28 protein-coding genes are annotated in these 24,914 nt (G+C 37.9%); 11 read left to right on the top strand and 17 right to left on the bottom strand.

The window, feature by feature from the left end; translation table 11 throughout:
- Nucleotides 1-39: 39 nt before the first annotated feature.
- Together ABMA79_RS09070 and ABMA79_RS09065 are read right to left on the bottom strand one after the other, a co-directional pair.
- Nucleotides 40-339, bottom strand: a complete 300-nt coding sequence (locus ABMA79_RS09070; RefSeq protein WP_393092001.1) for an Hpt domain-containing protein — start codon at nt 337-339, stop codon at nt 40-42.
- A 9-nt stretch (nt 340-348) separates the two neighbouring features.
- Entirely contained in the window at nt 349-810 is a 462-nt protein-coding gene (locus tag ABMA79_RS09065; protein WP_393091998.1) for a two-component system response regulator, read from the bottom strand.
- A 182-nt stretch (nt 811-992) separates the two neighbouring features.
- On the opposite strand from ABMA79_RS09065, the gene ABMA79_RS09060 reads away from it, so the two are divergent.
- Nucleotides 993-1,679, top strand: coding sequence for a response regulator transcription factor (locus ABMA79_RS09060; RefSeq protein ID WP_393091995.1), 687 nt, complete (start codon nt 993-995; stop codon nt 1,677-1,679).
- 3 nt (nt 1,680-1,682) lie between these two features.
- On the opposite strand, the gene ABMA79_RS09055 is transcribed toward ABMA79_RS09060, so the two are convergent.
- The 5 genes from ABMA79_RS09055 to ABMA79_RS09035 all read right to left on the bottom strand — a co-directional run bounded on the left by ABMA79_RS09055 (nt 1,683) and on the right by ABMA79_RS09035 (nt 7,979).
- Nucleotides 1,683-1,982, bottom strand: a complete 300-nt coding sequence (locus ABMA79_RS09055) for a hypothetical protein (RefSeq protein WP_393091992.1) — start codon at nt 1,980-1,982, stop codon at nt 1,683-1,685.
- A 7-nt stretch (nt 1,983-1,989) separates the two neighbouring features.
- On the bottom strand, nt 1,990-2,370 hold the full coding sequence (locus ABMA79_RS09050; RefSeq protein WP_393091989.1) for a PleD family two-component system response regulator: 381 nt from the start codon (nt 2,368-2,370) through the stop codon (nt 1,990-1,992).
- A complete protein-coding gene (locus ABMA79_RS09045) occupies nt 2,371-4,950 on the bottom strand; it encodes a GAF domain-containing protein (protein ID WP_393091986.1) in 2,580 nt (859 codons plus the stop codon).
- Nucleotides 4,951-4,977: 27 nt separating this feature from the next.
- The gene (gene acs, locus ABMA79_RS09040; protein WP_392859745.1) at nt 4,978-6,873 is read right to left on the bottom strand and encodes an acetate--CoA ligase; all 1,896 of its coding nucleotides are present in this window, start codon (nt 6,871-6,873) and stop codon (nt 4,978-4,980) included.
- 74 nt (nt 6,874-6,947) lie between these two features.
- The gene (locus ABMA79_RS09035) at nt 6,948-7,979 is read right to left on the bottom strand and encodes a serine/threonine protein kinase (RefSeq protein ID WP_392859743.1); all 1,032 of its coding nucleotides are present in this window, start codon (nt 7,977-7,979) and stop codon (nt 6,948-6,950) included.
- A gap of 80 nt (nt 7,980-8,059) precedes the next feature.
- Here ABMA79_RS09035 and ABMA79_RS09030 point away from each other — a divergent pair, with 80 nt between their 5' ends.
- Nucleotides 8,060-8,500 (top strand): DUF4430 domain-containing protein, encoded by a 441-nt coding sequence (locus tag ABMA79_RS09030; protein WP_392859741.1) that lies wholly within the window; start codon nt 8,060-8,062, stop codon nt 8,498-8,500.
- A gap of 11 nt (nt 8,501-8,511) precedes the next feature.
- Here ABMA79_RS09030 and ABMA79_RS09025 read toward each other — a convergent pair whose 3' ends face one another.
- Both ABMA79_RS09025 and ABMA79_RS09020 read right to left on the bottom strand, forming a co-directional pair.
- Nucleotides 8,512-9,999, bottom strand: a complete 1,488-nt coding sequence (locus tag ABMA79_RS09025; protein ID WP_393091983.1) for a YdiU family protein — start codon at nt 9,997-9,999, stop codon at nt 8,512-8,514.
- 6 nt (nt 10,000-10,005) lie between these two features.
- On the bottom strand, nt 10,006-10,227 hold the full coding sequence (locus tag ABMA79_RS09020; protein ID WP_392859736.1) for a SlyX family protein: 222 nt from the start codon (nt 10,225-10,227) through the stop codon (nt 10,006-10,008).
- A 137-nt stretch (nt 10,228-10,364) separates the two neighbouring features.
- On the opposite strand from ABMA79_RS09020, the gene ABMA79_RS09015 reads away from it, so the two are divergent.
- From ABMA79_RS09015 to ABMA79_RS08980, 8 genes are all read left to right on the top strand, one after another.
- Nucleotides 10,365-10,877: a TlpA family protein disulfide reductase gene (locus tag ABMA79_RS09015; protein ID WP_393057667.1), complete on the top strand. Its 513-nt coding sequence runs from the start codon at nt 10,365-10,367 to the stop codon at nt 10,875-10,877.
- 66 nt (nt 10,878-10,943) lie between these two features.
- Complete coding sequence (locus ABMA79_RS09010; protein WP_392859730.1) at nt 10,944-11,675, top strand: YebC/PmpR family DNA-binding transcriptional regulator; 732 nt, start codon at nt 10,944-10,946, stop codon at nt 11,673-11,675.
- Nucleotides 11,675-12,109 (top strand): DUF5522 domain-containing protein, encoded by a 435-nt coding sequence (locus tag ABMA79_RS09005; RefSeq protein WP_392859728.1) that lies wholly within the window; start codon nt 11,675-11,677, stop codon nt 12,107-12,109. Before ABMA79_RS09010 ends, ABMA79_RS09005 begins: the two co-directional genes overlap by 1 nt.
- A 96-nt stretch (nt 12,110-12,205) precedes the next feature.
- On the top strand, nt 12,206-13,693 hold the full coding sequence (locus tag ABMA79_RS09000) for a DUF4105 domain-containing protein (protein ID WP_393091980.1): 1,488 nt from the start codon (nt 12,206-12,208) through the stop codon (nt 13,691-13,693).
- 15 nt (nt 13,694-13,708) lie between these two features.
- A complete protein-coding gene (locus ABMA79_RS08995) occupies nt 13,709-14,293 on the top strand; it encodes a hypothetical protein (protein WP_393091978.1) in 585 nt (194 codons plus the stop codon).
- 11 nt (nt 14,294-14,304) lie between these two features.
- Nucleotides 14,305-14,892 carry a hypothetical protein gene (locus ABMA79_RS08990; protein WP_392859719.1) on the top strand — a complete coding sequence of 196 codons (588 nt, stop codon included), beginning with the start codon at nt 14,305-14,307 and terminating at the stop codon, nt 14,890-14,892.
- Nucleotides 14,893-15,039: 147 nt separating this feature from the next.
- Entirely contained in the window at nt 15,040-16,563 is a 1,524-nt protein-coding gene (locus ABMA79_RS08985) for a hypothetical protein (RefSeq protein WP_393091976.1), read from the top strand.
- 53 nt (nt 16,564-16,616) lie between these two features.
- Nucleotides 16,617-17,426, top strand: a complete 810-nt coding sequence (locus ABMA79_RS08980; protein WP_393091973.1) for a hypothetical protein — start codon at nt 16,617-16,619, stop codon at nt 17,424-17,426.
- On the opposite strand, the gene ABMA79_RS08975 is transcribed toward ABMA79_RS08980, so the two are convergent.
- From ABMA79_RS08975 to rlmN, 8 genes are all read right to left on the bottom strand, one after another.
- On the bottom strand, nt 17,404-18,192 hold the full coding sequence (locus ABMA79_RS08975; protein WP_393057661.1) for a hypothetical protein: 789 nt from the start codon (nt 18,190-18,192) through the stop codon (nt 17,404-17,406). The genes ABMA79_RS08980 and ABMA79_RS08975 overlap by 23 nt on opposite strands.
- Nucleotides 18,177-18,353 carry a hypothetical protein gene (locus tag ABMA79_RS08970; protein WP_393091970.1) on the bottom strand — a complete coding sequence of 59 codons (177 nt, stop codon included), beginning with the start codon at nt 18,351-18,353 and terminating at the stop codon, nt 18,177-18,179. The genes ABMA79_RS08975 and ABMA79_RS08970 overlap by 16 nt, the downstream gene beginning before the upstream one ends.
- A 60-nt stretch (nt 18,354-18,413) precedes the next feature.
- Nucleotides 18,414-19,340 (bottom strand): hypothetical protein, encoded by a 927-nt coding sequence (locus tag ABMA79_RS08965; protein ID WP_392859705.1) that lies wholly within the window; start codon nt 19,338-19,340, stop codon nt 18,414-18,416.
- Nucleotides 19,337-20,110: a phosphatase PAP2 family protein gene (locus tag ABMA79_RS08960; RefSeq protein ID WP_393091967.1), complete on the bottom strand. Its 774-nt coding sequence runs from the start codon at nt 20,108-20,110 to the stop codon at nt 19,337-19,339. The genes ABMA79_RS08965 and ABMA79_RS08960 overlap by 4 nt, the downstream gene beginning before the upstream one ends.
- Before the next feature lie 36 nt (nt 20,111-20,146).
- A complete protein-coding gene (locus ABMA79_RS08955; protein ID WP_392859700.1) occupies nt 20,147-21,349 on the bottom strand; it encodes a multidrug effflux MFS transporter in 1,203 nt (400 codons plus the stop codon).
- Nucleotides 21,349-22,215 carry a pirin family protein gene (locus tag ABMA79_RS08950; protein WP_393091965.1) on the bottom strand — a complete coding sequence of 289 codons (867 nt, stop codon included), beginning with the start codon at nt 22,213-22,215 and terminating at the stop codon, nt 21,349-21,351. The genes ABMA79_RS08955 and ABMA79_RS08950 overlap by 1 nt, the downstream gene beginning before the upstream one ends.
- Nucleotides 22,216-22,225: 10 nt before the next feature.
- A complete protein-coding gene (locus ABMA79_RS08945) occupies nt 22,226-23,158 on the bottom strand; it encodes a glutathione S-transferase family protein (protein WP_393091962.1) in 933 nt (310 codons plus the stop codon).
- Nucleotides 23,159-23,253: 95 nt separating this feature from the next.
- Complete coding sequence (gene rlmN, locus ABMA79_RS08940) at nt 23,254-24,288, bottom strand: 23S rRNA (adenine(2503)-C(2))-methyltransferase RlmN (RefSeq protein ID WP_393091959.1); 1,035 nt, start codon at nt 24,286-24,288, stop codon at nt 23,254-23,256.
- Nucleotides 24,289-24,350: 62 nt separating this feature from the next.
- Here rlmN and ABMA79_RS08935 point away from each other — a divergent pair, with 62 nt between their 5' ends.
- A complete protein-coding gene (locus ABMA79_RS08935; RefSeq protein ID WP_392859688.1) occupies nt 24,351-24,914 on the top strand; it encodes a peroxiredoxin family protein in 564 nt (187 codons plus the stop codon).

Genomic DNA, 24,914 nt, shown 5'->3' with positions numbered 1-24,914 from the left:
AAAGTATCGATAAGATAGGTAGTGAAAACTTAACCTAATTTAACAATATTGCTCTTTCAAAAACTCAGCATAGCGACCTAGGGTTTCAAACCATTTCTGCAATGAGTCTTCATCCCCATCTTTTAGAGCTTTTTGTAAATTAAATATGATTTGATCCAGTTGAAAAAAGCCATAGGACTTTGCCGAGCCCAAGATCGTATGACAAACGCTACTCATTCCCCCGATATCATTAAGTTTATAGAAAGAGGATAGCTTCTCATAGTCTAGTAAGGTGTACTTGATAAAATCAGGAATTAAGCTTACTAACTCAGGGTCAATATCTGCTTTTACAAAAATCATAAAATCCTCCTAGACCAAATTCAAATACGAGTCTTTATACAAGCAGTTATAAACTGTTTTCTTTAATATCGAGCTTGCAATTGGCTTTTGGATGAACATTGGGAAATCAGTGCCAATACCTTCAATTAGGGCACGATAATTCTTGTCTTGAGAAATAAATATGAATTGAATATCTGAGTCATTTAATGACTTTATCACTCTTCTTATACTCATCCCGTTTGACTCCCCTAGATTAATGTCCAAGATCACAAGATCCACCTCATTTTGAGAGATATACTTAACAGCTTCAAACTCATCATTGAATGTTACGACATCAAACTGAAGGTCAGGCTCCAGAATTGGGCGCAAATAATTTGTGATTCTTGGGCAATCATCGAGAATCACAATTCTCTTCTGATGACATCGAATCTTATTCTTATTGTTATTTTGTAGTACTCTTGATCTTTGCTCAAAGCTTAATTCTTTTGCCATTAAAACACTCCATGATTAGGCTTGAGTTAAATACTACATCTAAGCTATGACCCCAATGTGACGAACTTATTAGGCCCCGCTAACAAGTCAATAATATCAACAAGATAAAGCTTGTTTTATGATTCTATTCTTAAAGTTTTTTGGTATAATAGGAAAAGATTGCACCCAAGAAAGAAGGCCTAGTGAAGAATTTTCTATTAATTGATGATGATATTAGAATCTATAATCTCATGAAAGTTTACTTAAATAGTGACGAGAATCTTCATTATCTTGAATCCACAGAAGCAGTACAACAAACTCTTGAAGAGAATAAGATTGATATCGTCATTATCGATATACACTTGGAAGAAAGTGATGGGCTTAACTACTTCGTTGAGCAAAGGGATATCTTTACGAAATACAATATCCCAGTATTTATCATCAGCCAAAACACAGACTTAGTAATGAAACTCAAGGCCTTTCAATTTGGTGTTGATGACTATATTGAAAAACCTTTTGAGCCATTAGAGTTATTTGCAAGAATTAGGGCAAAGGTACAAAAAAATAATAAGTCTTCAGATACTCTCTCTTTAGGAGACTTGGTGTTTAATCTACAAAGTCGTACTTTAGTCATGAAGGGCCAGCAGGGCCATGAAGACATTCTTCTTTCAACGCTTGAGTTTAACCTCTTACTATTCTTTGCTAAATCTCCTGAAGTCATTCATTCAAGAGAGGGATTACTTGATAATGTCTGGGGTAATAAATTAGATGTAACAGATCGAACGATCGATCATCACATTAGTAACTTAAGAAAGAAAGTAAAATCAAACTCTCACTTCATAAGAACGCACTTCAATCTTGGGTACTCATTATCAGAATATAAAAAATAGCGACTAATTAAAATTGGCCAATAAGAAATTCACGTAGCTTTTAAAAACTTCATTTATTTCTACAGTTTTCTCAAAATCACCAGAGTCAACATGCTTCTTTAGCTCCCTGACAATTTCATCTAGCTGATCAAAACCATATGATTTAGCACTACCTAAAATTCGGTGACACACTCTACTCATGCCATTGTAATCTTTGACACGATAACAAGATTGAAACTCTTTAAAATCAACGACTGTATTTGTGATAAAGTCAGGAATAATTTCTATTAAATATTTATCGATAACTGGTCTAGTGAACTTCAAAAGGCACCTAATTATTATTCAAAATGGTTGCAACTTTATTCATTAATAACTCATTATCAAAAGGCTTTACGATATAGTCGTCGACACCCATCTCAATGACAGATTTAGCAATCGAATAATCTGGGTTTGCAGAACAAATACAAACAGGCACTTCTTTTAAGCGCTCATTTCTATTTCGAAGAACTAAAAACTCTCCACCAAACTCTGTAGACATATTTAAATCGAGTAAAATGAGATCCGGTAAATTTTTATCAAGATATTCATATGCTTCTGTTAAGTTATTAGATGAAGGAACCTCAAAGCCAAAGCCTTCTAAGTGTTTCTTTACGATCTTAATGAACCGATTATCGTCATCAACAACAAGTATACTCTTACCTGAAAAATCCACTTACTCTCCTTTGCTTGCAAGCACTTTATTAATCAGCTTTATGACACCATCTTTTTTTACTGGCTTAATTAAATATTCATCACATCCAATTTCAAAACAACGCTCCTTATCTTCTTTTAAGGCATAAGCTGTTAAGGCAATAATAGAAGCTCGACCAATATTCTCGCTTCTTTCCAAGTCTCTAATCTTTTCAATCGCCTCAAAGCCATCCATGATAGGCATTTGTAAATCCATTAAGATTATATCAAAGTTATTCTCTTTCTTATAAAGATCAAATGCTTCTTGACCATTTTCGGCTTCGATAATAGTCGCATTCTCATTTTTTAAATAAACCTTAATCAAATTACGATTATTAATAGCATCATCGACGAGAAGTATCTTAAGTTCACTAGCGTCTAATTTTTCTTCCTTATTAGGGCCTTCATTTTGAACTAAAGGTTCTTGCTGATTTTTTTCAACCTCAAGCGCTAAAGAAATCACAAATTCGCTACCGATGCCTTCCCTACTTCTAACATGGATACTTCCTCCCATTAACTCCACTAACTCTTTAGTAATGGCCAGTCCCAGGCCTGTGCCGCCATGCTCTCGAGTTGTCGACTTCTTCCCTTGGTCAAATGCCTTGAAAATATTATCTTTCACATCTTCCGGGATACCAATACCTGAATCAATGACATTAATAATTAAGTTCCCTGGAAGATCGGCGCTTCTATTTTCTTGGACTTTAACAAGAATACTTCCCTCGTCAGTAAACTTAATAGCATTACTAATTAGGTTGATTAGGATTTGCATGATTCGAGAAGAATCGCCGATGAAAAAGTGAGCTAAGCTCTCTTCGATAGAATAAGAGAGGGAAATATTTTTCTTCTTGGCCGGCCAAGTAAAGATATCCATCACTTCTATTAATAAGTCTTTTAAGTTAAAAGTTCTTTTATCAAGAGAGATGGCCGAGGCTTCAATTTTTGAAATATCTAAAATATCATTTACAAGATTTAATAAAACCTCACTAGAGCTTTTAAGAGAACTAGCATATTCGACGTACTCATTTGAAATATCGGCCTTCGATAGAAGATCTGAAAAGCCAACAATTGAGTTAAGTGGAGTTCTGATTTCATGGCTCATATTGGCCAAGAATAAAGACTTTGCCTTTGAAGCCTCCTGCGCACTCTTTGTTGCATCTCTTAGGCTTTTTTCATACTCTAGTTGTTTAGTCGTATCGAGATTAACACCAATATGGCCATAAACTTGACCATCGTTATTTCTTAAAGGGGTTGCAATTGTTTTTGTGAAAGTTATTTCACCTGTCTTTACATTACAAAATTTAATATCGAGATCAAATTCTTTAGAGTTTGCAGCTGCTTGTGCCCACTTCTTACCAACCTCTTGCCTTTGTTCAGCATAGATTGCCTTAATCCAACCTTCACCAAGGGCCTCTTCTTTTGTCATCCCTGCATATTCGAGCCAACGTCTATTCTGATATCGGGCCAAACCATCTTCTGTTGTTAAGAAGACACCAACAGGTAGTAGTTCAGATAGTGTTTGGAATTCATTCAAGCTTTCTTGTAGCTCAGAAAATGCCTTCTCTCTTTCTTTTAATGCGTTCCAAACTTCAATTTTCTTAGAAATAAGTTGTGATAAAATTTCAACAAACCTTATCTCTTCCTTACTGAAGCCTCTTTTCTTTATAATACGTGATGAATAATTTAACGTTCCATAGATTTCATTATTAACTCGTATTGGTGTCCCAATAAAGGACTCGAGTTTCATATTTACGTAGACAGGGTGAGCACACATTTGCTCATCTTCACCAACATTTTCAAAAACAATTGTCTTGTTCTTTTTTATGACTTGATCACAATACGTATCCGCAATACTTGCTTCAAAACCCTTCTCTATTTGATTATCAGGCCCAACAACTTCCACAACATGATAAATACCATCGTTAATATGACTAATGATACCGTACTCTAAATCAAGAACATCCACTCCCCTTGATAAGAAACTTGGAAAAAAGTCGAATGGATCTCCTGTTGAAGCAAGATTCAAACGTTGAATCTCCTCCATCATAAGAGAGAATTTACTGACATTATTTAAGTCACTTCTAAGTCTTAGGAGTTGGCATATTTGATTGGCCAAAGTCTTTAACATCGAAATCTGAGAATCATCTAAGCTTCGAGGTTTTGTATCGATAATACATAGTGTACCTAAGCGGTGCCCATCTAATATCTCAAGAGGAAAACCAGCGTAGAAGACAATTTTAGGGCCATCGCAAACAAGAGGATTATCTTTAAAGCGATCATCAACTCTAGCGTCTTCCACAATCAAAGGTTCACTTGAGTGAATTGCATGAGCACAAAAAGATAACTTACGTTGCGTTTCACAAATATCGATCCCAACTTTTGATTTAAACCACTGCCTTTCCTTATCGACAAAGGAAAGTAAGGCAGTTGGAGCATTCGTTATTTCAGAAGCTAACTGAGTGATATTATCAAAAACATCTTCATCTTGTGTATCTAGTATTTTCAAAGACTCTAGTAACGATAGTCTTTCTTTCTCATTCTTTGTTTCTTTGGCCGTTATCATTTTTCTACTTTCTTAAAAAATACTACTCTACTTCACACCATTCTTAATTTCTTCAACCACTGATGGGTCAAGAAGTGTTGAAGTATCTCCAAAATTATTAAAGTCATGGGCCGCAATCTTTCTAAGAATTCGACGCATAATTTTTCCCGAACGTGTCTTTGGTAGCCCCGAAACAATTTGAATTTTATCAGGACGAGCAACTGCGCCGATTTCTTTTACGACTGTTGCATTAATAAGCTTCGTTACTTCGGCTTCATCAGTAAGATCAGTCACAACGTAAGCATAGATACCTTCACCTTTAACGTCGTGAGGGTAACCTACAACCGCACTTTCAGCGATGGCATGATTTTTTCCAATAGCGTTTTCAATTTCGGCCGTTCCAAAACGGTGTCCTGAAACATTGATAACATCGTCCACACGTCCAGTGATTCTAAAGTAGCCTTCAACGTCACGTTTTGCGCCATCACCAGAGAAGTAATAACCTTTATATGTTCTTAGATAAGCATTCATAAAACGCTCATGATTCTTATAAACCGTACGTAGCATTCCAGGCCATGGATACTTAATACAAAGCTTTCCTTCGGCCATCGTTTCACCAATTTCATGCCCATTATCATCAACGAGAACAGGAACGATTCCCGGAAGAGGAAGAGTTGCCTTACATGGTTTTGTTTTTGTAAGTCCTGCTAGTGGAGAAATCAAAATCCCACCTGTTTCTGTCTGCCACCAAGTATCAACAATTGGACATTTCTTCTTTCCAATAAATTCATTATACCAGTGCCAAGCTTCTGCATTAATTGGCTCACCTACTGAACCAAGAACCTTCAGGCTTGAAAGATCGTACTTGGCCGGAACATCATCTCCAGCGGCCATAAGGGCACGAACAGCAGTTGGTGCTGTATAGAAATGTGTTACCTTATTTTTTTCTACGATGTCCCAGAAACGTCCCGCATCTGGATATGTAGGAACACCTTCAAACATCATTGTCGTGGCACCATTTAAAAGTGGCCCATAAGTAATATAAGTGTGACCAGTGATCCAACCAATATCGGCGGTACACCAATACATATCCTGTTCATCCACTTGGAAAACATTGGCAAAAGTATATGCTGCCCAAACCATGTAACCAGCTTGTGTATGAAGAACACCCTTAGGTGTTCCAGTTGATCCAGACGTATAAAGAATGAATAATGGATCTTCGGCGTCATGTTGTGGAGCTTCGTGCTTGTCTGATGCTTTATCAAAAAGCTCATGCCACCAAACATCGCGTCCTTCTTTCATCACGACGTCATTTCCTGCACGCTTGTGAACAATGACGTTCTTTACGCTTTTGCAGGCCTTATCTTCTAGTGCTTCATCAACGATTGACTTAAGCTCAGTCACTTTCGTTCCACGAAGTCCACCATCGTTTGTCACAAGAACACTACATTGAGCATCTTCAACTCTTCCCGCTAGAGCTTGGGCAGAAAATCCACCAAAGACGACAGAGTGAATTGCACCAATTCTTGCACAGGCAAGAACTGTAAACATTAGCTCAGGAACCATCGACATATAAATGCAAACGCGGTCACCTTTTTTTACGCCAAGTCCTTCCAACATATTTGCTGTTTTACAAACTTGAGCGTGAAGTTCTTTATATGTAAATTCTTGGTTTGCTTCATTCGGATCGTTGGCAACAAAGACCATCGCCTTCTTATCACCACGAGTCGCAAGATGGCGATCAAGACAATTTTCAGTAATATTTAATTTCGCTCCATGAAACCAGCGGATATCGCCGTCTTTAAAATTACCTAGAGTGACTTCATCCCATTTTTTTGAGAATTGAAAATTTTCTGCAATTGATCCCCAGTATTCTGATGGGTTATTCTTGGCCTGCTCATAGGCAGCTTCATATTCCTCGAAAGTTTTTAAACGAATATCCATATTCATTACCTCGCTAAATTACTTATTAATTTATTATGATAGAGGTAAATTTTCTCGCAACTTTTAAGATACGTCTAGTACTGGTAAGGATTCTTAACTTCTATTATCTTAGATAGTAAGGCCCTTAAATCATTCATTTGCCCATACCAGTAGTTTGGTGATTCAAAATAGCCAAAAGTATACTTGAATGATGGATCATCCCACCTCTTAGCAATCCATGCACTAAAGTGAATTAGTCTTAGAGCTCGTAGTGAAGGAATAAGCTTAAGTTGCTCATAAGGAAATGAGCGAATGCTATCATAGGCTTCTAGAAAGATATTGCGATCAATGACGGATTGTTGATCATCTCCAGGGCAAATAGGCCAAACATCTTGAACCACTGGCCCCATCACCATATCGTCAAAGTCCACAAAGAATGAGTCATCACCTCTTAAGATGATATTTCCTTTATGAAAGTCACCGTGGACTCTTTGATAATTTACATTTTCAAATAGTGGCTTAGACTCACTAATAATTTGCTCACAAATCGTAATGAAGTGCTCGCGAATATCTGTTGGAATATAATTTGTTGAAGCAAGAAATTTTAAATTGGCGACTCCGTATGTTTCAGGAGTGAGCTTAATTCTATGATCAGCGCTCTTTAAGGCACCAACACTATGAATACGGGCCAGAGAACGCCCCATGATTTCAAGCTGCTCGATATTCATCTCTTCTGGGTTTCTGCCCCCTCTCTTTTCATAGAGGCAATAGAAGATCTTGTGATTTGGCATCTCAAATAGAGTTGTGCCATCAATTTCAAGTGGAGCGATTACAGGAATCTCCGCATCATTAAGATCCTTTATGAAATTGTGCTCATCGATGATCTGATCCTTCGTCCAGCGCCCTGGACGATAAAATTTGGCCACAATAAAATGGTCACTTGGGGAGTTAATCTCGGCCTCAGGGCGATCCACCTCGATCTCATAGACACGGTTTTCAATACTATTTAACGGTAAACAGCGCCCCGTCGTCTTGAAACCAACTGCATCAATAGCATCTAAAATTGCCTCTGGATTTAATTGGAAGAAATATTGGGTCTCTTCACTACCCCATACATAATCACTCATGTAAAAAATCATATGCTTGCGCACAGTGCCATGGCAATGAAAACCTAGGGTGTTAGAAAGCGTTATACTTAGGAGAGATTATGTACAAATTTGCACTTTTAGCACTTATTTCAACTTTTAGCTTTGCCGCAACTTTTGAGTTTGTAGGCCCTTGTAAAAGAGGTGCACTCTTTAAAACAGAGATGCAGCTAAAAAATGGTTCAACTGTCGGAAGTGCTACGATTGATCTTCTTAATAATTTTGGTATTGCCTACAAAGGAACTCAAAGGGCGATGAACTCGATCTTTGATACGCCAACGGGACTTGATGCCATGGAAGTTTTAAGTGACACACAAATGAATGCACACGGTTGGTGTTATTCAGTAAATGGCCAAAGCCCAGAAGTATATCCAGATGAAGTACCACTAGGAAACGGAGACCACGTGATGTGGTGGTTTGGCTATGCTCACTACGATAGTGGTGAATGGCTAACTCAATGCGAGCCAACTTGGAAGCGCGCCCCTTCACAATTTTGCCACTAAGCTCGCTGCAATTAGCTCGAACAACTTAGTGTCGAGCAACCTGGCCTTGATGTCGACCAATCAGGGGCCTTAACAAGAAAAGGTCTTGTGAATTCATTTAACTCATATGGATTAGCAATGGCCTTTTCAAGATTTCGAAGAGATGTTTCATCCCCTTTTTCTAAATCATCTAAAACCATCTGCACAATATAATTACGTGGAATAAAGACAGGATTGGCTTCGTTCATAACACCAAAAGCAATCATTGGATCAACTCTTTGAAGCTTCTGCTCTCGTTGCCACTTCGTTACCCAAGTATTAATTCTTGCATTATCGACATCACTTAAGTCCTTATAGAAGGCATCTTGCCAAGAGACTTCCTTACCTTCCATCACACTCATGAGAGTTCGATAAAAGAGAGTCATGTCGGCCTGCAATTCATATTTTAAGTCAAAGAGCTCATCGATAAATTCACGCGTACAAGTTTTAAGCCCCAACTTCTTGGCCACACTCTCCTGATAGAAGCTGTGAAAGTATTCTGGAAATTGATCAAGAACTTCATCTAAGCTTTCAAGACATACTGTCTGCAGGGCCTCTTTAAGTTGCGCAAGATTCCAATAAGCAATACTTACTTGATTAATAAAACGGTAGCGTCTTTCTCTAAAGTCCGTTGTATTTGGTGTCCAATTTGGATCAAAGCGATCAAGCCAACCATATGGCCCATAGTCTATAGTAAGGCCTAGCATCGAAAGGTTATCAGTATTCATCACGCCATGAACAAAGCCCACACGCATCCACTCGCTCATTAAAAAAGCTGTTCGACGAGTGACTTCTTTAAACATCTCCTCGATGCTCATGCCCGGAAAGTAATTATCAATGGTGAAGTTAACAAGCTCTGTTAGCTCCTCCAACTCATGATTGGCCGCATGGATTTGATAGTGGCCAAAGCGCAAAAAGCTTGGAGCAACGCGAGTACAGATAGCACCTTTTTCATAGGCAGCGTTTCCATCATAGAACATATCACGTAAGACTTGCTCACCTGTTTCAACAAGGCATAGTGCTCGAGTTGTTGGAACGCCTAAATTAAACATGGCCTCCGAACAAATATATTCTCTTAAAGATGAGCGAAGAACGGCCTTGCCATCAGCTCCTCTTGAATAAGGAGTAAGTCCGGCACCTTTTAATTGAACCTCAAGACCTTCATAAAGCCCTAGAGTCATGGCGCGGCCATCACCTAGTTGACCGGCCCAGTGACCAAATTGATGTCCTCCGTAGCGAGTTGCCACCGGAGTGGTATGGTACTCTTCTTGGTTACCACTAAGAAGCCTTAACCAACTCTGTTTGTCTGTCTCATTAATTCCCATTGCCTTCGCAAGATCATTTGACCAGCAAAGCTCTTTAGGAGCGGGAGACTTTTCAGGAGTGACACGACTAAAGTGCGCTCCAGGAGTTTGTTGTGGACGACCAGTGAGGTCTTTATACTCACGCAGTCCCTTATATGCAGCTTCTAATTTAATCATAAGTACCTAGTAATGTGGTGGTTTGAAATCTTTAAGATTCTCAAGAGTCATCTGCTCACCCGAACTATCTCCTTGGTGAGCAAGTAGATTTCTAATATGAGTCACAAGTTCATCAATGATAAACTCTTGTTTAGTAACAACCTCGTTTAGTTGGCCAAGTAAATGATCCTGGTGACAAAACTTTTCTTCTAATGCGATTAATTTCTTTTCAAGTTCTTCATTATTCATGTCTATAAACTACTACATTACTCAACTAGCGTCTATTTCTTAGTCGATGAATACTGTAGTTTTGGGCGCTTACAGCTGTCAAAAAAAATAGGATTTTATTAATAACTCCTAATCCGTTACATGGTACAATTACTGCCATGAAAAAGAAGTGGAATACGGCCACAAATTTCATCTCCATCCTTCTTGTTGGGTTTATTATTTACAAGCAGGCCCCTGCTGTACTCAATAACTTTAAAAAAGAAGGAAGTACTCTTACTCCAAAAGAGTATGTAGATCTTCGCACAAATAAAAAACTCGAGTTTCCAAGTAAAGATTTGCAAAACAGAAGCCTTGCCATCTTTTGGGCAACTTGGTGTGGGCCATGTAAGGTTGAAATGAAGCGCCTTCATCAATCAGTACAAGAAGGAAAACTTGCGGCCCATCAGATCTATGCCATTAATTCATTTGAAAATGAATCCACAATCAGACGATTCATTGGGCAATCCCCTTATGAGTTTCGTTTCATCTCTTCACCCTATGCCGTAAAAACCCTTGATGTTAAGTCTACTCCCACAACAATTCTCCTTGAAGGCCCTCATGTCAACTCCATGAGTTCAGGACTGAGCTTCATCGGGATCTGGCGCGCTGAACAATACCTTGCCAAGAAGTAGTTTTCTCGACAAATAGTCACTCTCTAGCTACTATTAACAATACTTTATTTTTAAAACGAGGATTCTATGGGAAGAAAATGGGCCAATATCGTCAAGAAGAAAGGCGCTCTTGATAAGGCAAAAAGTCAGATTTACACAAAGCTATTATTTGAAGTAACAAAAGCAGTAAAATCAGGTGGCGACGACCCAGGCTCAAACTTTATCCTTAAAATTGCTCTTGATAAATGTAAGGCAAATAACGTTCCAAAAGATAATATCGATCGTGCCGTTAAGAAAGGCCTTGGCGGAGAAGACGACGGATACGAAGAAATCAACTATGAAGGCTATGGGCCAAATGGTGTTGCGGTATTCGTTGAGGCCTCAACAAATAATCCAACTCGTACTATTGCTAACGTAAGAGTTCACTTCAAGAAAGCTGGTGGTTCAGTTGGAACAACGGGAACACTTCAGTATGTCTTTTCGAGAAAGGCCCTATTTGAAGTTCCAGTTGCACAACTTGATGAAGACGAGTTCACACTAGAGATGATTGATGCTGGAGCAGAAGATATCGAAGTGGAAGATGGCTACTTTTCAATCACAGGCCCAATGGAAGTCTTTGGTTCAATTTCTAAGAAATTAGAAGAGATGGGGATTACACCAGAAGAGGCAACTCTTGAACAAATTCCACAAACATTCAAAGAAGTTGATGATGAGACGTATTTAACTATAATGAAGATGGTGGATGGACTTGAAAGTGATGAAGACGTTCTAAAGGTTTACCACAATATTCAATTTGATGAGCGTTTCGAAAATTTATAATGGATAAAGCAAAACTAACCTATACAAATGAACAAGGACGAGAGGTGAAAACCTCTCAATTCCTTAAAAACCGTGGCTCTTGTTGTAAGACGGCCTGTCTTCACTGCCCTTACGGTTTTACTTTAAATAAGCACGGCATTCAAAGCCAAGAAGTTACTGTCGACTTAATTGCTAAAGCACAGGCCATCTTAGATGCCAATCAAGAGCAATCACAATCAGTGGCCTCCGCACTTATGGGATCGGCCTTTGGTGGAAGCAAGCCTAAGAAGGTCACGATTTCAGAATCAAATTCAAGTGATTTTGCCTTTGTTGAACTTAAGGGTGAGATCTTTGGCCTGATCGAAAAAGGTAGCGTCCAGGCAAAGAAGCTCTATCTAAAAGAACAATTTAAAGAGCAAGGACTTGACCTCGACACAGTAAATTCAGTTATATAGACACTGTTCACTGTTTTTACACGCTCTTCTTTTTTTCAATTTCTCTGTGAAAGATCTGTAATCAATTTATATTGAAACAGATTAAATGGAGAAAATATGAAGAAGATGACTCTACTTTCAGTAGTGCTTACGGCACTTCTTAGCTCACTGACTGCTCAGGCCAGACATGACGAATCGTACTTTGAGAAAAGACAGCGCGAACGTATGGAAGAGCGTCGTAAGGAAAAGGCACTTGAGAAGAGGGCCAACCAAATCAATTGGGGAGCAAATTACCAAGATCTTCTTAATGAGAACTCTCGTTTTTTCAAAAGACTATTTGAACGTTATGAGAATGGAAATATCATAGGCCTAGAGCTTGTGATTGCTTCTAGTTCTTGGTCAAATATTGAAAGTGGTTTTGGCCACACCATGCTACGTTTTGTGGACAATGTAGGAACAGAAGCTGATGACGTGGTTCTAAGCTTTGTTGCAAATGTCGACACCCTAAAGCTTAACTACTTTAAGGGAATCTTTGGCGGCTACCCTGTTTTTCCTCAAGTAAAAAGTCTACGTATGTTTATGGATGAATACAATAATAAACAAAGACGTGACCTTGATCGCTATATCATTATTTCAAATGAAGAAATTAGAAAGAATATAATTAACCAACTAAGAAATCAGTGGGAACAAGTTACTAACCATCGTGTCGAAACACAGAAGTCTGTTCTACAAGAAACTCTTGAAGAGCTCAACCAGTTTTCAACACAGAAGTATGGAGAAGGCAATTACGGCATCCTTCCTCTGCGCTCTGGTACTGGATCGGTCTTTGCACTTACTCCCGTTCCAAATAACTTAACATCAAATTTTAAGACAACTGTTGAAGAAGTCTTTCCTGTTAAATATGAACTACCTGAAAGTAGCGAATTAGGAGATTACACATTCTTCTCTAATAATTGTGCTGGTGCACTTGTTAACTTCTTAAAACAAGTTGGCTACCCATATCACAAGAAGATGGGTTTTAAAGGACGTATTCCACTTGCTCTTCCAGACTACCTACAAAGAGCACTTATTAACCCATACCCTATTATTAAGATTCACTCGCTAAGAGAACTTAAGGATAAAGCAGCAAGTATTCTCGAATTAAAAGATGAAACTTATCTGCAATACGATATCAACACAGATCAAGTTAAGAAGCTTCAAAAAGCACTTAGCTTAAATGAGTTTAGAAAGCTTAATGAAATTGCAACTCTAGATCTTGATGCTTTTAAATACTATGCATCTCAGATTCAAGAAACAAAGGCCGTCTCCTTTGATGAGCTTCACGGAATTACAAAGGCACCAGATGCTCTTTATGAAATTTGTAATAATTCAAAGTGTGAACAAGATATCATTAAAGGCCTTGAAGAGTTTTACGGAAAAGGTGCCTTTTCTAAAATCAAAGAAATCAACAAGGAAAAGTCACTCAAGGCCATCACGAAGTGGAGACATGACCACAGCACAAAGAGAAGAAAGAAGGTCATCACTCGCCCTTACAGAGGTTTATTAGTTAATAAGAAAATATTAGATCATCAAAAGAGATTCTACCTCCTCGATTCGAGATGGTAAGAAATAGGAGAAATCATGAAAAAGATTATGCTTTTAACATGTCTTATATCAATTCTAATGGGTATTAGTGCTAAAGCATCATGCCTTGAAGTTTATAAAGAAAATCATCGAGCACCAGACTATCAAGATATTGGAGCGATGGCCGGTATTTCTTCAACAATTTCAGGAGTTACTGTAGCAGGAGGAGAATTTGCCCTAGGCCTATCAACAACAAGTGCCGTTGGAATCCTTCATCCAGATAGTGCTCTTAGCGAACTGACGATTTCTAAATCAATTAAAGGTGGTGTCTCATCGACAGTTGACTCTCTTTACTACGGAGCATCTAGTACATCTGCAGCAATGGGAATCATCAAAGATCGTGACTATAGAAAACAACTGAAGCTTATCCAAGCATCTGAGCTAGCACCTAAACTTATCAGTGGTGACATTATCGAGATGACAGGAAAGATCAATGATAATCGTCCAGTGGATAAGAGAGTTTCTGTAAACGAAGTTGCCAGTGAAATTCAATTAGCAAATGAAAGAATGGAATTCTGTCTTGATGGCGAAAATCTTATGACAGTAGATGAAATTCAAAAATATATCGAAGAACAACTATAAAGGAGAGAACAATGAAAAAATCATTAATTGCCCTAGGGCTACTTTGCTCACTAGCAGCTTCAACACAAGCATCATGCCTTGAGCTATACAAAGAAAGAAATAATGCACCTTCAGACAGTGCTCTTGCAACAGGAGCAGCACTTAGTACAACAGGTGTAGCAGTAATTTATGGTGGTGTTGAACTTGCATCAACAACAATTGCTGCCGGTACTGCTCTACTTGAAGACTCTGATAATATCATTATCGACTTAATCGCTCTTGATATCATTGAAGATGGCCTTTCATCATCAACTCACGCTGTCTACCACGGTTCTTCTAGTACACTAGCTGCAACAGGTGTAATTGACGATAGTAAGAGAAACTTCAGAGGACAGATTGAGTTAATTCAAGACGCTCAGCTTTCACCAAAAGTAACAGGATCAACTCTTGCAGAATTTACTGAAGACCTAAACGATAGAAGATCTTCAGGAAACAAGGTTTCTGTTGAGCAAGTTGCAGATGAAATCCGCGTAGCTGATGCACGTGGTGAGTTCTGTATGGATGCGGATGATATGATGTCGATGTCAGAGATCCGTAACTACATCAACAACCAACTTTAATAAGTGTTTAAATAATAGGCCCTATCAAGGGGCCTATTGTTTAATTTCTAGACACTTCCCTCTTCCAAGGCCCTTAAATCACATCACTTAATTGGCACCATCATTGCTCCTTAATATAGGTATCGAAAACTAAATTAGGAGAGAGAAATGAAAAATGTCTACTGCTTGGGACTTCTTGCCACTCTAATTCTAAGCACAAACGTTAAGGCCGAAAGCTTTCGCGGTAAGCTCTATGATAAAGATGGACAAGCAAGAGCTATTGTTAAAGTAGATGGACAAGAGCAAGACCTATCTCTTAAATTTGATAAACGTTATCACAAGTACATGGATAAAGTTCTAAAGAACTCTCCGGCCTACGTCTTTGAATTTGACGGTGAGGTATCAGGAGATAAACTAGCAATCGATAAAATGCCAAGAGTTGTGGCCGACCTTGAGGACCGAATCGGAACACTCGCAAGAGCAAAAGATGGGCGCTATTATATTGATGATCAACTCGTGGAATTTGGCCGTTCGAAAAAAATCTATGGAAGTGAATTCGATTACATTTCTCGCCACTACTTTGAAAATAAGAAAGTTCATACTCAAGGACATATGCAAGATGATACTTTTATCATCAATGCTATCATTCCTGCAGACCTTTTTACGGTGGGAGAAAATCCATATCCAGCAAATGAAAAATTTAATAAGAATCCACTGAAGTATATCTTAAAAGAGATGCCAAAGAATAAGAACTCACAGTCGCTAGAACCATTTCGAGGAACAATTAGACATCGTGATAATTATGAGGCAACTCCAGGAGACCATGTCTTTATCGTAACTTTAAGTGGCCGCCAAGGGGATGAGCCAGGGGCAGCTGCAGGACACTTTGCTATCGGTATGGGAGAAGTTCAAAATGACCTCTCGATAAAGGGTGAAACTTTTAACTTTTATTTTAAAGGTGAAAAAGAAGTTCTAGCTAGTAACACAGACCTTGTGAGCTACTATGGCCACCTCATTCAAGGACAGGTTAACTATAGGCCGACTTATACCCTAATTGGTTATGCACGTTCAAAAGAAGATATGCTTAAAGTAAGAGATATTTTTGAAGATCAACTACACCGTGTACGCACCGAAGCAGGGCTTGAGATTACGCCATTTTATAATTGTACAACGACATCAAATGATACGATGAGAACAATTGGTATAAAAGGGGCCCATGAATTTGCAATTAGCAATATCTTTGATTACCAAACATACTTACCAATGAGTTCCAAAGCTCCAAAAGATGGGACAAATGCTTCAACTCTCTCTCAACTACGTTATATCTTAAAAAGAGATACTGAGCACTACGTTCCACGAAAAGCATTTGAGTCCTTTGCTAAGGCAATGGTTTATCAAAGTAAAAGACTAAAGCTTAAAAGAACAGATTATATTTTCTTACCACAAACCCCTTCTCAAAGACCGACTGGAGGGATCTCTTATGACGAAGTCCTATCTGAAGGAAAGAAGATTATCGACTTCAAGGAAGAGCGTCTGCTAAGACTTGAAAGAGAGGATAATGCTCGTAAAACACTCGAGAACCCTAACGCTTCAGCGGAGCAGCTTGAAGAAGCTAAATCGATTTTAGATAATGCTCCTACGAAAGAAGAAGATCAAAAACAAATTAGCGAAATCCTATACAGAATAGATTAAAATTAACTTTCTCCTAAACTTCTATCTTGAGAAGATAGAGTTTAGGAGTTTTTATGTATAAAACCTTAGTAATCATCCTCTTATTTATCCCTCTATTTTCTTATGGAGAATGGAGTACTCACCGCTTCTCTCTTGGACTTGGTTATACCTATCACGACACAACAATACAGGTTGGAAAGAAATCCTTAGGGGCGTTTATTTTAAGCACCGAAGACACTCTTGGACTTGATGATACACAATCTTCAGTACGTTTAAGTTATGAATGGCGCTTTAGTAAGAACAAGAGGCACGCCTTATCAACAGGTTGGTATAGTCAGCACAGAAGTGCGCGAAGAGTTCTCGATCAAGACATAAAATATGTGGACAAAGATAATAATGAAATCATTATTAATGCTGGGACATCTGTCGATACACTCCTAAACTTTGATATAATCCGACTTGCCTACTCTTATTCCTTCTTTCTAGATGAGAGGGTCAATATCTCAACCGGTATTGGTTTCTATATAATGCCTCTAAAATTTGCAATTGGAGAAACAGGAAAAACCAAAACTCAAAGTGATTTCATTGCACCCCTGCCAACTTTTCAGCTAAAATCAGAAGTTAAGATTACACCAAAGTGGACTCTCTCAAATGAGTTTAATATCTTCTATATTCAAATCGGAGATTATACCGGAAGCATTATCGCAACAAATCTATTTATTGATTATCAATTCTATAAGAGATTTTCAGTTGGCCTTGGCTTTGAAGCCTTTAAGTTAAAAGTTGATATGGAGGAAACATCAGATGTATTTGATGCTGAAGTTGGAGGAGAATTAAATTTTGGAAATAACTCGCTAGTGGCTAGGGTGCGCTACGAATTATAGGTGCTTGATAGATTTTCAAATAAAGATCAATCCAATTTAGCAAGTCCCTTCTCTTTTTATTGAATTGAGTAATTTGCTCCTTACTCAATGTCTTTGAAAATTTATCAAAGAATTTAAAGAATGTCTTATTTTGCTTTAAGACTTCATTTAGAGAAACAATATCTTGGAAATTCTTTTTTAAAAAGTTTTGATAAGCTTTTTGTTCTTTTAGATTCAAGGCCTTAATAAAGTCCTGATGCCAGCTGCTACCTTCCACTCGAGTACTCTTATACTCCTTTGCAAAGTCATTAACTAGCTTAACTTGATTACTAGAGAGCTTCCCAAAGACATTCTCAAGACGCTTGACGCCTCTTTGTTCATAGCTTTCTTCATATTCCTTACGATCATCGATGCGCTTCTTTACAAGCTTCTGCCTTTGTTCAAAGTTAAGGTTTGATAAGACTTCAATCGATATTTTATTAACCTTCTTCATAATTCGGGCATAAGGAGGATATCCCTTAACGATTGCTTCTTTAAGAGAGTCTTTCTCAACCTGATAATTTTCAACGAGGTTCTTTAACTCAAGGACTTCCTTGTGATGCTCAAAGAAAGCATTTGTTACCTTGATACGTAATTCTTTTTCTTGTTCGTCATCAAGGGAAAGGTAATCATCAATCTTTTCACTTAAGAAATCCGGTGCTTTCTTGAGTATAACTTCACGGTAGCTACAACTGGCAAGAAAGAATAATGATAAAAAAAGAGAGATAATAGTTATTCTTTTGGACACTCAACTTCCTTCCACTTAGAATCGTTTGTGTAGCGAAATGTAGGTGCATTTTCAATCCCAGTTTCTTTTAGCCATACATCCCATCCCCATTGTCGCATAACTTGGTAAACTTCGGGATACTTTTTACTCGTCAGACAAGTATTCGGTTTTCTTCGAATCACAAATTCAGAACAACCCAAAAGAAATAGAAAGGAGAATAGAAAACAAAGCAAGAATTTCATTTAAAACCACTTCTCCACTTGAAAAATAAAATCTAAATAAGAATTATCCGCCACATAGAGATCACTATTATCAACTTGTAAGTCGTAGCGATCAATTCTTTGATTAACTTTAAAAGTTAGTATTCCAATTCTATCTTCATATTTCAGATAATCAAACTTAAGAAAAAAGTTTTGTTGAGTTGATTTCTCAACATTAACTCTTTGCGACTGCCCAGTTAGAGTGAAAGTATCCGCAGATAAGAACGACATCCCTAAGCTTGCTTTGAAGTATTGAGAAAGATCAATTTGTCCTTGAAATCCAATGACAACTTGATGACTATCCTCGGCCTTTAGATTTTCATTACCAAATTCAAATTGATTAATACCACCATTATAAAAAAATGCACCAACATAGCTCATTAAGTAGAAAGTATTAAAATCAATACCTGCTATCGCATTAATCTGATAATAGTCCTGGCCATCAAATGGGCTAACAGTCCTACTTAATGGTGTTTTCCCGGAGTTTGTCGCCCCCCAAACAACTTTTGTGCTGACATCAAAGAACACTTCATCCTTATCGATAAAGCGATATCTTAACTCAATTGCAGGATCATAAATTCCAAAAGGACTCTCCTCTGGAGTCTCTTCATCCAGTTCGTTTTCAAGATGAGTTTCAAAGTCAGCTATTTCTGCATGTGTACTAAAGGCCGCTAAGAATTTATCAGAGAAAGCATAGCGGTATTCAAGGCCCGCAACGAGAACCGAGCGATCCACCTCAAAGAACTCTTCAAGCCCAGCACTTCTATTATCAAACTCCATTTCATCAAGTGACCAATAGAGCGAATACGTTAGAACACTCTTGCCCTTATTTGGGAAACGATACAAATAATCTAAGCGGTTAACCGCAAAAGCAGAGAATGCTATTAAATAAACTAATAAATACTTCATAACATCATCCCAAAGCTTAGAGCATAGCGCTCATTGATAATATCCACAGAAGGAGCAACGACAATATTGCTCTTACTATTAAAGCGGTATTGCCCTTTATCATCAAAGTGAAAGTCATACATGAGATAACTAGTTAGACCACCTATAAATGCCCCCATAGAAACATCTCGAAAGCTGTGTTTCTTTGCATCGATTCGACTCCACCCAATATAAGTTGCGTAAACGAGAGGGAGTGAGGCAACTAAGTAGTTGCGATGAAATCTTTTACTATTAAAGATATCCTTACTCATCCACATCCCTACAGCGAAGGCATGAGTTGTGTGACCGCTTGGAAATGAAAGATAATTTGAGCTATCTGGCCTTTCTTTGTTGGCAGTATACTTAATACCAAATGTTATCCCTTGGGAAATAAGCATCGACTCAGTAAAAACAAATGCTTTTTCAAGGGCAAACTCATCACGACCAAATAGATAGTAACCATACATTCCGGCAGTTAGTAGCTCAGGGCCATGATTTCCCAACTCATATAACCACTTCGGCACAGAGAGGTCATCTTCATTATAATCATAATCTCCCCCTTCAAAGTCTGTCTTAACAAAGGAAGGTGAAATAATCGAATAAGTAATTAGCTCTAGAGTAAAGAAGGCCGACATGAATTGAATTTGAATGGGAGAAATATCCCATTTAGACTTTCTAATATGCTCAGAAGGAGCAACAAAGGCCTGGGTACTTAAGGTAAGAAATAGAAAAGTAATAAATGCTTTTAACATCTATTAATGAAAACAAAATTCACCTAATTCGTCTATTTATTTTACTTTAAGGACAATAAATAAAGAAAGAGTACTACAAATCAAAAAGCCCAATGCAATTGGCGTCACATCACCGCTATACAATTGTCCGATTAGCCCACCAATTGTCGCAGAAATGATAATCTGAACAGAGCTAACGACAGAGTTTGCAGTTCCTGCAATATGGCCCATTGGCTCTAATGCCAGTGCAATGAAATTTCCAAAGAGAAGACCAAAGCTAAAAAGGCTCAGAAGTAGAAAGCCATAAAAGAGAAAGAATGGAGGTAGTCCTCCAGTAAAGAATAGAATGATATTAAATGTAATGGCGATTAAAGAAATTGTCGTTAAAGCAAGACGACATAATTTCTTCATGCCAAACTCTTCAACAAGTCTAGAGTTTAAGAATGATGACAGTCCAATAAATGAAGCAAGCACACCAAAGGCCAAAGGAAAGTCCTCTCCTAGTCCGTACTTAATTTGTAGAATTTGTTGAGAAGTATTTAAATAACCAATAAATGCTCCAAATACTAATCCTGAAGCAAGTGTGTAGCTAATTGTAACAGGATGACTAAGGGTCTCAATTGCAGCATCCTTAATCTTCTTATATGAAAGAGGCCTGCGATACTCTTCATGTAGTGTCTCTTCTTGTCTTAGCGTAAACCAAGTAAGACAGATAACAGCAATAACAAGCATAATTAGAAAGATATCGCGCCATCCCCCAAAGCTAAGAATCACTTGCCCAATAGTCGGAGCAAGAGCGGGAACGAGGACGAAGATGATCATAATTAAAGACATCGTCTTGGCCATGAGCTTACCGCTAAAACGATCTCTAACCATTGCTGTTGAAATAATCTTTGCCGATGCAGCTCCTAGACCTTGCGTAAAGCGGCCAACTAACATCATTGTAAAAGTATGTGCGTTTAAAGAAATAAGTCCGCCAATAAAGAAAATAGCAATCCCAATATACATGGCAGGCTTTCTTCCTATTGCATCAGAGATTGGGCCAAAGAAGAGTTGTCCGACTCCCATCCCTAAGAAAATAAAAGAAATAATCATCTGGTTATCATTAGGATTTTGTACTCCTAAACTTTGACCAATTAAATTAAGTGCCGGCAACATTGCATCAATTGATAACGCAGCAAATGACATAAGAGCGGCCATAAGAGTGATAAATTCACGACGGCCTATTTTTTTTTCAACTTCTTCTACTGATAAATCCACTAGCTTAAATGTCCCATTTTTCCTGATTGATAATCTTCAAAAGCTTGTACGATCTCATCTCTTGTATTCATCACAAAAGGGCCATGTGAAAAGACTGGCTCATCAATAGGCTCACCATTTAAGATCAACAGCTCTGCGCCTACATTACTTGATAACTCAACCTCTTGGCCATCCCTTTCAAAGATCACTAATTGGTGTTCGTTAACTTGATTACCATTTACTGCAACACTTCCTTTTCGTACGAGAACAAGTAAGTTTGTTTTATCCTCTAATGAAAGTAGGAAGTTAGAATTCTTTTGCATTTTTGCTTGAATAAGATTTATTGGTGTATAGGTCTGACAAGGCCCAACTTTACCTGCATATTTTCCTGCAACTAATTTCAGTTCAACATCATTCGTTGGGTTAATCACTGGAAAAAGCTCTCCTTTTATTCCCTGATAGCGAGGAGCTGTCATCTTGTCTTTCTTAGGTAGGTTTACCCACAATTGCACCATTTCAAAAAGACCACCTTCCTGAGCAAATTTCTGAGAATGAAATTCCTCGTGAACAACACCGCTTGCGGCCGTCATCCATTGAACATCACCGCTACCAATAATGCCTCCACCGCCAGCAGAGTCACGATGCTCAATTTCACCTTCAAAGGCAAAAGTGACAGTCTCAAATCCACGGTGAGGATGCTCTCCTACACCTCTCTTTGTTTGGGTTGAAGAAAACTTCTTTGGAGCTGCAAAGTCCATCATTAAAAACGGAGTCGTGTAGTAATAGATATCATAACCTGGATGAAACATTGTATGGACGTGAAAACCATTTCCTACCCAATGTTTTTCAGGTGGGTTTAAAATATACTTTATTGCTTTTTCTTTCATTTATTTATCCTTAAAAAATTTCGCTCGGCCCTAGGGCAACAATACGATATGGATTTAAATCATCATGACTATAGAAATAGTGTCTTTTAATATGATCAATATTTGTCGTCTCTTTAATTGCATCAATTGAATAAAGATCTCTTACATAGCGAGAGAGATTCTTATAATCCTTAATGCGCTTAAGATTACATTTAAAATGGGTCACATAAACACAATCAAATCTTAGTAAAGTAGGAATTAGTCTTAAGTCTGCTTCAGTTAACCTATCCCCTAATAAGAATTTTTGACCTTCAAGAATTTCTTCCACACGATCTAGAGATGAGAATAGTTTTTTTACTGCTACTTCATATGCTTCTTGAGTTTTTGCAAAGCCACTTCGATAAACACCATTATTGATATCGGGATAAATAAAATCATTTAGCTCGTCGATTTTGTTCGCTAACTCTTTTGGGTAAAAGTCATCAAGGTTTCCTGTAAGATCATTAAACTCATTATTAAAAATTCGAATAATTTCAGATGACTCATTATTAACAATTGACTGAGTTTTCTTATCCCAAAGCACTGGTACTGTAACAGTTGTGCTAACCTTAGGGTCGGCCTTTAAGTAGAGTTCTTGCAAGTGATTTAGTCCATATAACTCATCACCCGTTGCACCTTCATATGACTTATCAAAGCTCCAGCCCATCTCTAACATATCAGGAGAAACAACGCTGACTCCAATATGAGACTCGAGTGACTTTAACTTGCGGTAGATAAGTGTACGGTGTGCCCATGGACAAGCATAGCTAACATAGAGGTGGTAGCGTCCACTTTCAGGTTGGAACTTTGGGTGGTTACTACTTATTGTCTCTCTAAATGATCGAGGTACACGATCATAGGCCCCACTTTCGTCACTCGTAATGACTGAAGAATTGATCCACTTTCCATCGACTAAACGTCCCATACTTAATCCTTTGTTTGATTAATACGGGTACAGAATAACGAACAAATAGATCGATTAAAAGATCATTTACCTGATCGAGATGTACTATTTATAGATCATTTAGTATTAAGCTGACCGCAGGCCGCAAGAACATCGTCACCCTTAGTGGTACGTACCATTGTTGGTATCTTATACTCTTCTAAAACCAGCTTGAATTCATTAACACTTTCTAGCGCTGGCCTCTTATACTGGGTTCCTGGAAATTCATTAAATGGGATAAGGTTGATTAATGCACGTCGATCCTTAAGTAGTTGCCCTAAGGCCACAGCATCTTCTTGGCGATCATTTAAGTCCTTAATAATGAGATACTCATAAGTCACAAATTGTTTATGACGTAGAGGTATTCCATCGATATAGTCGAGAACTTCTTCTAATGGATACTTTCTATTGATTGGAATTAGTTCATTTCTGATCTCATCAAATGGCGAGTGCAGCGATAGGGCCAAGTTAACTCCAGGAATTTCATCCTTCCATCTTTTTAACCCTGGGATATAGCCACTCGTCGATATTGTGATTTTTTGATGGCCAATAGAAGTTCCATATTGAGATGTAAAAATATCACATGCCTTCTTTACTTCATCGAAATTATGAAGAGGCTCACCTTGTCCCATAAAAACAATATTAAGAATTCTCTCTTCACCCGGACGATTCTCTCTTAGCCAATGCCAGGCCCCTAAAAATTGCCCAATGATTTCTGCTGCCGAGAGATTTCTCTTTAGCCCCTGTGTTCCAGTAAAACAAAAAGAGCACTTCATGGCACAGCCAACTTGCGAAGAAAGGCAGATTGAGTATTTCTTATTAAATGGAATTAGAACACTTTCAACTTTAGAACCATCAGATAATTCAAATAGAAATTTTACCGTCTTATCATCGGCCTGCTGAACTTTTACGGCCTTTGGTAAAATAAAGTTGAAGTTATCTTCGATAAAAGAAAGAGTACCCTTGGCAATATCAGTAATGGAATTGCTGTATTCATTTTTTCTTTTATAATACCAATTATAAAGAAGATTAGCGGCCGAGACATTGAGGCCGTTTTGTTCCAATAACTGTTGTAACTCATTGAATGTAAGTTGAAAAAATGACTGCTTCACAAACCTCACATTATAAGAATTAACACATATAGTCCATGCCAAAGAGGCAAAAGGGGTCAATAATGAAAGTTTTATTAATTAGTTTATTTTCAATTCTTACTTTAGCCCAAGAACTAGGCCTTGGCGTAGGTATGAAGTCCCCTAATATCGAAATTAAAAATATCGAAGGCAAAGAAATCATTCTCGATGATATGGATAAGAAAACAGTTCTCATATTCTACCGTGGCTCTTGGTGTCCATATTGTATGAAGCAGCTTCAAAGTATTCAGAAAGAGATTATGCCAAAACTCGATAAAAACTCTAAAGTAGTTGCCATTAGTGTTGATCAAAAAATCATCGCAAAGAAAATGCAAAAGAAATATCAATACACTTTTGATATCGTCTCAGACCCTAAGGCGGAGTTACTTTTGGCCTTTAATATCGTCAATAAACTCGATGATAAACTTGTTAAAAAGTATAAGCAATCATACAAAATTGATATTGAAGGAGATTCAGGTCAAACTCATCATATGGTCGCTCATCCAGCAGTCTTTGTTATCAAGAATGCAAAAATCACTTATCAAGATATCCATAAAGAATATAAAGATCGAACGAAGAATGATGATATTTTGGCAGCACTTGAGTAA

The organism is Halobacteriovorax sp. HFRX-2_2, from assembly GCF_043196705.1.
In the GTDB taxonomy this organism is placed as follows: Bacteria; Bdellovibrionota; Bacteriovoracia; order Bacteriovoracales; family Bacteriovoracaceae; genus Halobacteriovorax_A.
The sequence above is the reverse complement of the archived record's forward strand: the minus strand, read 5'-3'. Positions and strand labels throughout refer to the sequence as shown.

What these genes read in the sequence shown, in the direction of transcription:
- ABMA79_RS09065 (WP_393091998.1), bottom strand. Translation starts at nt 810, where the DNA reads ATGGCAAAAGAATTAAGCTTTGAGCAAAGATCAAGAGTACTACAAAAT.
- ABMA79_RS09020 (WP_392859736.1), bottom strand. Translation starts at nt 10,227, where the DNA reads ATGAATAATGAAGAACTTGAAAAGAAATTAATCGCATTAGAAGAAAAG.
- ABMA79_RS08965 (WP_392859705.1), bottom strand. Translation starts at nt 19,340, where the DNA reads ATGAAGTATTTATTAGTTTATTTAATAGCATTCTCTGCTTTTGCGGTT.
- ABMA79_RS08995 (WP_393091978.1), top strand. Translation starts at nt 13,709, where the DNA reads ATGAAAAAGATTATGCTTTTAACATGTCTTATATCAATTCTAATGGGT.
- ABMA79_RS08985 (WP_393091976.1), top strand. Translation starts at nt 15,040, where the DNA reads ATGAAAAATGTCTACTGCTTGGGACTTCTTGCCACTCTAATTCTAAGC.
- ABMA79_RS09045 (WP_393091986.1), bottom strand. Translation starts at nt 4,950, where the DNA reads ATGATAACGGCCAAAGAAACAAAGAATGAGAAAGAAAGACTATCGTTA.
- ABMA79_RS09035 (WP_392859743.1), bottom strand. Translation starts at nt 7,979, where the DNA reads ATGAGTGATTATGTATGGGGTAGTGAAGAGACCCAATATTTCTTCCAA.
- acs (WP_392859745.1), bottom strand. Translation starts at nt 6,873, where the DNA reads ATGGATATTCGTTTAAAAACTTTCGAGGAATATGAAGCTGCCTATGAG.
- ABMA79_RS08945 (WP_393091962.1), bottom strand. Translation starts at nt 23,158, where the DNA reads ATGGGACGTTTAGTCGATGGAAAGTGGATCAATTCTTCAGTCATTACG.
- ABMA79_RS08960 (WP_393091967.1), bottom strand. Translation starts at nt 20,110, where the DNA reads ATGTTAAAAGCATTTATTACTTTTCTATTTCTTACCTTAAGTACCCAG.
- ABMA79_RS09000 (WP_393091980.1), top strand. Translation starts at nt 12,206, where the DNA reads ATGAAGAAGATGACTCTACTTTCAGTAGTGCTTACGGCACTTCTTAGC.
- ABMA79_RS09070 (WP_393092001.1), bottom strand. Translation starts at nt 339, where the DNA reads ATGATTTTTGTAAAAGCAGATATTGACCCTGAGTTAGTAAGCTTAATT.
- ABMA79_RS08935 (WP_392859688.1), top strand. Translation starts at nt 24,351, where the DNA reads ATGAAAGTTTTATTAATTAGTTTATTTTCAATTCTTACTTTAGCCCAA.
- ABMA79_RS08980 (WP_393091973.1), top strand. Translation starts at nt 16,617, where the DNA reads ATGTATAAAACCTTAGTAATCATCCTCTTATTTATCCCTCTATTTTCT.
- ABMA79_RS09030 (WP_392859741.1), top strand. Translation starts at nt 8,060, where the DNA reads ATGTACAAATTTGCACTTTTAGCACTTATTTCAACTTTTAGCTTTGCC.
- ABMA79_RS08990 (WP_392859719.1), top strand. Translation starts at nt 14,305, where the DNA reads ATGAAAAAATCATTAATTGCCCTAGGGCTACTTTGCTCACTAGCAGCT.
- ABMA79_RS09010 (WP_392859730.1), top strand. Translation starts at nt 10,944, where the DNA reads ATGGGAAGAAAATGGGCCAATATCGTCAAGAAGAAAGGCGCTCTTGAT.
- ABMA79_RS09025 (WP_393091983.1), bottom strand. Translation starts at nt 9,999, where the DNA reads ATGATTAAATTAGAAGCTGCATATAAGGGACTGCGTGAGTATAAAGAC.
- ABMA79_RS09005 (WP_392859728.1), top strand. Translation starts at nt 11,675, where the DNA reads ATGGATAAAGCAAAACTAACCTATACAAATGAACAAGGACGAGAGGTG.
- ABMA79_RS08950 (WP_393091965.1), bottom strand. Translation starts at nt 22,215, where the DNA reads ATGAAAGAAAAAGCAATAAAGTATATTTTAAACCCACCTGAAAAACAT.
- ABMA79_RS09015 (WP_393057667.1), top strand. Translation starts at nt 10,365, where the DNA reads ATGAAAAAGAAGTGGAATACGGCCACAAATTTCATCTCCATCCTTCTT.